Source organism: Micromonospora sp. NPDC005197, from assembly GCF_040608295.1.
Taxonomy (GTDB): domain Bacteria; phylum Actinomycetota; class Actinomycetes; order Mycobacteriales; family Micromonosporaceae; genus Micromonospora.
Genome location: NZ_JBEXHY010000211.1, coordinates 1 through 5,744 on the forward strand (window position 1 = coordinate 1; position 5,744 = coordinate 5,744).

The window sequence follows — 5,744 nt, forward strand, 5'->3', positions numbered from 1 at the left end:
GTGCCGGGCCGGCTCGTCGCCCGCCTCGCCGCTGCCGCGCTGCGGCTTCCCGCCGTGCGCCCCGGCCCGGTGCGGGTCACCCGCGACATCCCGATCCGGGTACGTGACGGCGTCGTGCTGCGGACCGACCACTACGCCCCGGCCGACCGGTCCGCCCCGACCGTGCTGATCCGCACCCCGTACGGGCGGGGCGGGCCGTTGCGGCTGCTCGGCCGGTTGCTCGCCGCGCGCGGTCGACACGCGGTGATCCAGTCCTGCCGGGGCACGGGCGGCTCCGGTGGCACGTTCGCCCCACTGGTGCACGAGCGCGACGACGGGGTGGACACCCTGGACTGGCTGCGCCGCCAGCCCTGGTGGTCCGGAGCGCTCGGCATGTTCGGCGTCAGCTACCAGGGCTTCGCCCAGTGGGCGCTGGCCGCCGACGCCGGCGAGGACCTGCGCGCGATGGTCGCGGTGGTGACCGCGTCGTCCACCCGGGACTCGACGTACGCGGGGGAGTCGTTCGCCCTGGACACCGTGCTGACCTGGGCCGAGCTGCTGCACGCCCAGACCGTGTCGAGGCTGGCCCGGCAGTGGGAACTCAAGCGTGGGCAGCCCCGCTTGGCTGCCGCACTGGATCACCTGCCGCTGGCCGGAGCGGACCGGGTCGCCACCGGCGTCACCATCGGGTTCTTTCAGGAGTGGCTGCGCCACCACGATCCCGACGCCGCGTACTGGAAGGGCCGGGTCTTCGCCGACCGGGTGGCCCGCGTGCGCGCACCCGTGGTCATGGTCACCGGCTGGCACGACATCTTCCTGCCCGCCCAGCTCGACGACCACGCCACCCTGCGCGCCGCGGGCGCCCGGCCGCGGCTGGTGATCGGCCCGTGGACGCACGGCAGCCCCGGTCTGTTCGTGGCCGCGTTGCGCGAGGGGCTGGCCTGGCTGGACGAGCACCTGGGCGGGTCTGCGGCCGACGAGCGGCGACCCACCGAGGTGTCCCGCGGGGCCCCGGTCCGGCTGCACGTGGGCGGTCCCGACGGCGGCTGGCGGGACCTGCCGGACTGGCCACCACCGGCCACCGACACCCCGTGGCACCTGCACCCGGGAGGCGAGCTGGCGATCCGCCCGCCGAACCCCTCGGCCCCGGACGAGTTCCGGTACGACCCGGCCGACCCCACCCCGTCGCTCGGTGGCCCGCTGCTGGTCGCCAAGCGGGCCGGCCCGGTGGACAACCGGCACGTCGAGGCCCGGCCCGACGTCCTGACGTACACCAGCGCTCCGCTCACCGAACCGGTAGAGGTGATCGGCGGCGTACGCGCGGAGATCCACGTCCGCAGCGAGCTCGGGTACCTGGACGTCTACGTCCGGCTGTGCGATGTGGACCGGCGAGGGCGCTCTCGCAACGTGTGCGACGGACTGGTCCGGGTCGCACCCGGCCGGTTCGCCCTCGACCGGTCCGGGGCGCTGCGGGTGCCGGTGCCGCTCTGGCCGACCGCGTACCGGTTCGCGGCCGGGCACCGACTGCGCGTCCAGGTCGCGGGCGGCGCCCACCCGCGCTGGGCGCGCAACCCGGGCAGTGGGGAACCCCTCGGCACGGCCGTGACGCTGCGTGCCGGCTGGCGGCAGGTCCTGCACGATCCGGAGCATCCGTCTGCGGTGTGGCTGCCGATCGCCCACTCTCGTCACCAATTCGAGTAAACCCGCTACAGCCCCGACGGTACGACCGTGAAGCGGTGGGACCGGCTCGGCAAGCGCACCAGCGGACCTGACCGTGCTCGACGGTCGCAACCCGACTGGTCAGGTCTACCTGCGCCTGGCCGAGGGGCGGGACGACACTGGCCCCCGGCTCGTCGCCTGAGCGAGGGGGGGCTCGTCCCCACCGGGCCGCCCCTCCCCATCGCGATCCGCAAGAGCGATTGAGCAATAATCATTGCGCAACCACTGTTGCGGATGCGATGCTGGCGAGATGGACACCCCCGACGTACGCCAGGTCACCGACTCGCGGGTGCTGGCCGCCATGGCCCACCCGCTGCGCCGCCGGTTGATGGACGTGCTCAAGGTGCACGGCCCGTCGACCGTCGGCGTGCTCGCCGAGCGCACCGACCAGGCGCCGGCGAACGTCAGCCACCACCTCAAGGTCCTCGCCGCCGCCGACCTCGTCACCGAGGCACCCGAGCTGGCCCGGGACCGCCGCGAGCGGTGGTGGCAGCTCGTCACCCGGGGAGTGCGCTGGTCCAACACCGACTTCGACGCTGACCCTGCAGCCCGGGCCGTCGCCGACGCCGCCACCTCACTCAACCTGGACCGGCACGTCTCCCTGGCGCGGGCCTGGCACGCCAGCGACGAGTCGGCGCAGGCCGCCTGGGCCGACGCGCCGTTCTCGACGGACAAGTGGCTGCACCTCACGCCCGAGGAACTGGCCGAGCTGAGCCGCCAAATGATCGACCTGCTGGATCGCTGGGCGGCCCGACAGCTGCCCGACGACGGCCGCGAACGCCAGCCTGTCTTCGTGTTCGTCCACGGCGTACCGGCCCGGCCGTGACCGCGGCCACCCGCACCGACCCGAGCCCGGTCCGACCGGCCGGCGGGCTGCTGTGGCATCGCGACTTCCGACTGCTCTGGGCCGGGCAGACGGTCAGCAGCATCGGCAGCAACGTCACCACTGTCGCGCTGCCCCTGGTGGCTGTCGCCGTGCTCGACGCCGGCACCTTCCAGGTGGCGGTCCTCACCGCCGCGGCCTGGCTGCCCTGGCTGCTGATCGGCCTCCCGGCCGGCGCGTGGGTGGACCGGCTGCCACGCCGGCCCCTGATGGTGGTCTGCGACCTGTTCTGCGCGCTGGCCTTCCTCAGCGTGCCGGTGACCGCCGCCCTGGGCCACCTCACCGTCGAGCAGTTGCTGCTTGTGGCGCTCGGCACCGGCGCCGCACGGGTCTTCTTCGAGACCGCCGACCAGGTCTACCTGCCGGTGCTGCTGCGGCCCGAGCAACTGCCCGAGGGAAACGCGAAACTACAGGCCACGCAGACCGTGAGTTACGTCGTCGGGCCCGGCATCGCGGGCCTGATCGCCCAGCTCACCGGGGCGGTCGCCGCGTTGCTGCTGGACGCGCTGACGTTCCTGTTCTCGGCGGTCCTCCTGCTGCGCATCCGCACCGCCGAGCCGCGCCCCGCCCGGCCGGACCGGTCCCGGTCGCTGCGTCGGGACATCGTCGATGGACTGCGCTTCGTCATCCGCGACCCGTACCTGCGGGTGCTGACCGTCTTCGGCGCGGCCAGCAACATTGGTCTGACCGGCTACCAGGCGGTCCTGGTGGTGTTCCTGGTGCGTGAGCTGCGGCTCGCACCGGGCCTGGTGGGCGTGCTGGTCGGAGTGATGAGCGCCGGGGGAATCATCGGCGCGCTGCTCGCCACCGCCCTGGCCCGCCGGTGTGGCACCGCGCGCGCCATGCTCATCGGGGCAGCGCTCACCGGCCCGCCCGCCCTGCTCATCCCGTTGGCCGCACCCGGCGTCGGGCTGGTCTGGCCGGCCCTCGGCGGCGTGCTGATCGGCCTCGGAGTGGCCATCGGCAACGTGGTCAAGGGCGCCTTCCGGCAGACGTACACACCGCACCACCTGCTCGGCCGCGTGACGGTGAGCATGCACCTGCTCAACTTCGGTGCCATCCCGCTGGCGGCCGTGCTGGCCGGAGCCCTCGGCGCGCGCTACGGCGTTGGCACGGCGATCGGCGTGATGACCGCCTGGTTGGCGATCACCCCGCTGATCATGCTGATAGGGCCGCTCCGGGGGCGGCGGGACCTGCCCGCCGCCCCGGCAGCGTCTTGAGTGCACTGCGACGGCGGCCGGGGACCGACCGCCGTCACCGGCACGGAACTACATCGGGCGGACGTTGTCCGCCTGCGGGCCCTTCTGGCCCTGGGTCACCTCGAACTCGACCTTCTGGCCCTCGTTGAGCTCCCGGTAGCCGCTCGAAGCGATGGCGGAGTAGTGGACGAACACGTCCGGCCCTCCACCGTCCTGCTCGATGAAGCCGAAGCCCTTTTCCGAGTTGAACCACTTAACCGTGCCGGTTGCCATGCATCTCTCCCTGTTCAAAGCGGCGGACCACCGGCCTGTGGCCGATGGTCGCCCGTACCTGTTCGACAGTAGCGGGCGAAGCGGCGATCTGCCGGCCGAAGTGCCGTAGGTGTTTACTCGAACTCAGATGAACTCTGTGCGCGCCGGCACGCGAAAGCCGCCCCGACCACCCTCCGCTACGGCATGCTTGCGCCGATGAGGGGTGCCGCAGCCACTGCGCTGTCCGAGCTGGAGCGCGAGATCGACGCGCCCGGTTCCGGCCTGGACCGGCTTCAACTGGTGCCCACCCCGTTCGTCCCGGAGGTGCGGCTGCACCTCGCCGAGGACGCGATCGTCTGGTGGGCCCGGATGGAGGCGCTCGCCGGTCACGCCCTGCCACCGCCGTACTGGGCCTCCGCCTGGGCCGGCGGCCAGGCCCTGGCCCGGCACCTGCTGGACCATCCGGAGCTGGCCGCCGGACGCCGCGTCCTCGACCTCGCCGCCGGCTCGGGTCTGGTGGCCATCGCCGCCGCGCTGGCCGGCGCCGCCGACGTCGTCGCCAACGACATCGACCCGTACGCCGTGGCGGCCATCATCGTCAACGCGCGCGCCAACCGGGTCACCATCGACGCCAGCGGGGACGACCTGCTCGACAGCGTCGGCGTCGACGCCGATCTGGTGGTCGCCGGGGACGTGTTCTACAGCCGCCCGATGGCCGAGAGGATGCTGCCGTTCCTGCGACGGGCCGTCGCCTCCGGCGCCGAGGTCCTGGTCGGGGACCCCGGTCGGGGGCACCTGCCCGCCGACGGGCTGCGGGTGCTGGCCGACTATCCGGTGCCCACCACCGAGCCGTCGGTGGACTCGTCGCTGCGCCGGGTGCAGGTGCTGCGACCCGCGTGACGCGCGGGCCCTCTCAGGGGCGACCCCGAGGCGGATACCAGGGGGCGCTGGGGGCTGCGACCTGATGTCCGCGGGGGTGCGGCGGCCATAGCGTACGAGGCATGACGCAATGGCTGGCCCAGGTCGGAGAACTGCCCATCCTGGTGCTGATGGGCGCGCTCGGGCTGGTCATGCTCTTCGACGCCGTACCGTTGCTGGGTGTGCTGATCCCCGGTGACGTGGCGATCCTGGCCGCGGTCGGGGTGGGCCGCCCGGCCACCGGGCTGGCCACTTTCGCCGCGGTGCTGGCCGGCTGCCTGGCCGGCTGGTCGCTGAGTTTCCTGGTCGGTCGCCGCTACGCCGAACGCCTGCGCCAGAGCCGGATCGGGGGCTGGATCGGGGAGTCGCGCTGGAGCGCGGCGGAGGGGATCCTCAGCCGCGGCGGTGGTCGGATGATGATGGTCGCGCCATTCCTGCCGGTGTTCAACGCGCTGCTGCCGCTGGCCGCCGGCGGGCTGCGGATGTCGTACCGCCGGTTCCTCGGCTGCGCGACCCTCGGCGCGGCGGCCTGGGCCGGTCTCTACCTGGCGCTGGGCACCGCGTCGCGGTCGCTGGCCGGGCTGCTGCCGGGGGCGCCGAGCCCGCTGCTGGTGACCATGGGGGTGGGGCTGGCGCTGGCGTTCGTGGTGCTGGTGGGGGCGCGGCGGCGGTTCTCTGCTCTTGCTGGTTGAGCTGTGGCTGGTTGGGCTTGCCGTGGTTGCGGTGGGGGTGCGGGGGCCTGCCGTGCCCGGCTCCGGGCGGTCAGGCTTGATCCCTGCGCCGGGCACGGCAGG

General features: G+C 73.5%; 6 protein-coding genes. 5 read left to right on the forward strand and 1 reads right to left on the reverse strand.

From position 1 onward, the window contains the following. The first annotated feature begins 39 nt into the window (after nucleotides 1-39). From ABZU46_RS30715 to ABZU46_RS30725, 3 genes are all read left to right on the forward strand, one after another. Entirely contained in the window at nucleotides 40-1,680 is a 1,641-nt protein-coding gene (locus tag ABZU46_RS30715) for a CocE/NonD family hydrolase (RefSeq protein WP_354863205.1), read from the forward strand. Nucleotides 1,681-1,948: 268 nt separating this feature from the next. Next, nucleotides 1,949-2,524 (forward strand): metalloregulator ArsR/SmtB family transcription factor, encoded by a 576-nt coding sequence (locus ABZU46_RS30720; protein ID WP_354863201.1) that lies wholly within the window; start codon nucleotides 1,949-1,951, stop codon nucleotides 2,522-2,524. Then, complete coding sequence (locus ABZU46_RS30725; RefSeq protein ID WP_354863202.1) at nucleotides 2,521-3,801, forward strand: MFS transporter; 1,281 nt, start codon at nucleotides 2,521-2,523, stop codon at nucleotides 3,799-3,801. Before ABZU46_RS30720 ends, ABZU46_RS30725 begins: the two co-directional genes overlap by 4 nt. 48 nt (nucleotides 3,802-3,849) lie before the next feature. Here ABZU46_RS30725 and ABZU46_RS30730 read toward each other — a convergent pair whose 3' ends face one another. Beyond that, nucleotides 3,850-4,053, reverse strand: a complete 204-nt coding sequence (locus tag ABZU46_RS30730) for a cold-shock protein (protein WP_007462771.1) — start codon at nucleotides 4,051-4,053, stop codon at nucleotides 3,850-3,852. 195 nt (nucleotides 4,054-4,248) lie between these two features. On the opposite strand from ABZU46_RS30730, the gene ABZU46_RS30735 reads away from it, so the two are divergent. Together ABZU46_RS30735 and ABZU46_RS30740 are read left to right on the forward strand one after the other, a co-directional pair. Then, nucleotides 4,249-4,932 carry a 50S ribosomal protein L11 methyltransferase gene (locus tag ABZU46_RS30735; RefSeq protein ID WP_354863203.1) on the forward strand — a complete coding sequence of 228 codons (684 nt, stop codon included), beginning with the start codon at nucleotides 4,249-4,251 and terminating at the stop codon, nucleotides 4,930-4,932. A gap of 101 nt (nucleotides 4,933-5,033) precedes the next feature. Beyond that, complete coding sequence (locus tag ABZU46_RS30740; protein ID WP_354863204.1) at nucleotides 5,034-5,642, forward strand: VTT domain-containing protein; 609 nt, start codon at nucleotides 5,034-5,036, stop codon at nucleotides 5,640-5,642. Nucleotides 5,643-5,744: the final 102 nt, after the last annotated feature.

Excerpts from the sequence above, each read along its gene's own strand:
- ABZU46_RS30720 (WP_354863201.1), top strand. The coding sequence starts at position 1,949 with ATGGACACCCCCGACGTACGCCAGGTCACCGACTCGCGGGTGCTGGCC.
- ABZU46_RS30730 (WP_007462771.1), bottom strand. The coding sequence starts at position 4,053 with ATGGCAACCGGCACGGTTAAGTGGTTCAACTCGGAAAAGGGCTTCGGC.
- ABZU46_RS30735 (WP_354863203.1), top strand. The coding sequence starts at position 4,249 with ATGAGGGGTGCCGCAGCCACTGCGCTGTCCGAGCTGGAGCGCGAGATC.
- ABZU46_RS30740 (WP_354863204.1), top strand. The coding sequence starts at position 5,034 with ATGACGCAATGGCTGGCCCAGGTCGGAGAACTGCCCATCCTGGTGCTG.